A 1877-nucleotide genomic window follows, 5' to 3' on the forward strand; every position below is an offset into this window, starting at 1 on the left:
GCGGATGCCGGCGCCGATGTGGTGCTGTGCGAGGAGAATCCCGAGATCGGCGGCGCGCTAAGCTATGGCCGCTACGATCCGGCCGTCCTCTCCGGCCTGTCGTCACGGCTCGCGGCGCTGCCCAATCTCAAGCTGCTGACCGGCACCGTCTGCAATGGCTGGTACGAGGACAATTGGCTGCCGCTGATTCACGGCGATCGCCTCCATCGGACACGCGCCCGGGAGGTGATCCTGGCGACTGGCGCCATCGAGCAGCCGGCCGTCTTCCGCAACAACGACCTGCCGGGGGTCATGCTCGGCGGAGCCGCGCAGCGCCTGATCCGCCACTATGGCGTGCGGCCTGGCGACAGTGCCGTGGTGCTGGCCGCCCATGACGACGGCTACCGGACGGCGCTCGATCTGTTGGACGCCAGCGTATCGGTCGTCGAGCTGGTCGATCCGAGATCTGCCGGCGCTACCAGTCCGCTGGAAGCGGATCTCCGCGGCAAGGGCGTCGCCATCCGCAAAGGCGCGACTATCGAGGCGGCGGAAGGCACGGCCGGAAATCGTCACCTCGCCCGCGTCCGTGTCGGCGGAAGCTGGATCGCCTGCGACCTGCTGACGGTTTCGATCGGCAGCGCCCCGGCGTGGCAGTTGCCGTGTCAGGCCGGCGGCAAGGTCGGGTACGACGCCGCCACGCAAACGATGGCGATCACGCTGCCGGAAGGTCCGGTCCATCTCGCCGGCGCCGTTGCCGGCACGGACGAGATCGAGGATGCCATCGCCAGCGGCCGGCGCGCGGCGTCGGCCGCGCTCTCGAGACTCGGCCATGCGGTTGCCGATGAGCCTCCGGCGGCCAGCCCAAAAGTCGCCCGGCCACGCTATGTGCAACCGATCGTCGCCGATCCCAAGGGACGCGACTTCGTCGATTTCGACGAGGATCTGCAGGTCAAGGATCTGCAGAACGCCACCAAGGACGGCTATCGCGAGATCGAGCTGGTCAAGCGCTTCACCACTGTCGGCATGGGCCCGAGCCAGGGACGTCACTCGGCCTTGGCGACCGCCCGGATCGTCGCCGAGGCAACCGGCCGGACGGTCGGCGAGATCGGCATCACCACGGCGCGTCCTCCCGTGGGGCCGGAAACGCTCGGCGTGCTTGCCGGCCACCACGAGGCGCTGGAACGCCGCACGGCGCTGCATGCAAGGCACGTCGCACTCAACGCCGCGATGAAACCGGTCGGCGCATGGTGGCGGCCCTATCATTACAGTGACTCCAGCAGTGCTGACGAAGCCGTCCGCGAAGAAATCCTGGCGGTGCGCGAAGGCGTCGGCCTGCTCGACGTCTCGACGCTCGGCAAGTTGGAGATCCGCGGGCCGGACGCCGGCGAGTTCCTCGATCGCCTCTACACGATGGCGCATGCCAGCCAGCCTGTCGGCCGCGTGCGCTACTGCCTGATGCTCAACGAGATGGGCTCGGTGGTCGACGATGGCGTCGCCTACCGGATGGCGCAGGACCAGTTCTATGTGACGGCAACCACCGGCGCGGTGGCGCGCGTCTATGCCGACATGCTGTTCTGGAATGCCGAGTGGCGACTGAAGGTCGACGTGCTCAATCTCACCGGCGCCTTCTCAGGCCTCAACGTCACCGGACCCAAGGCGCGCCAAGTGCTCGAAGCGCTGCAGAGCGACATTGATTTCAGCCGCGACGCCTTCCCCTATCTCAGCGGCCGCGAAGGCACCGTCGCCGGCGTTCCGGTGCGGGTGATGCGCATCGGCTTCACGGGCGAACTAAGCTACGAACTGCACTGCCCCTCAAGCCTGGCTCCCGCGCTTTGGGATGCCGTGATGGCCGCGGGACGGCCGCATGGCCTGCGCCCCTACGGGCTGGAGGCGTCGCG

General features: G+C 68.2%; 1 protein-coding gene. It reads left to right on the forward strand.

What is annotated here, in order from left to right:
• Positions 1 to 1877, forward strand: a 1877-nt coding sequence (locus tag EOA28_RS34425; RefSeq protein ID WP_128315777.1) for an aminomethyltransferase, incomplete at both ends; no start/stop codon positions are given.

The sequence above is a fragment of the Mesorhizobium sp. M2A.F.Ca.ET.067.02.1.1 genome (genome assembly GCF_004023285.1).
Taxonomy (GTDB): domain Bacteria; phylum Pseudomonadota; class Alphaproteobacteria; order Rhizobiales; family Rhizobiaceae; genus Mesorhizobium.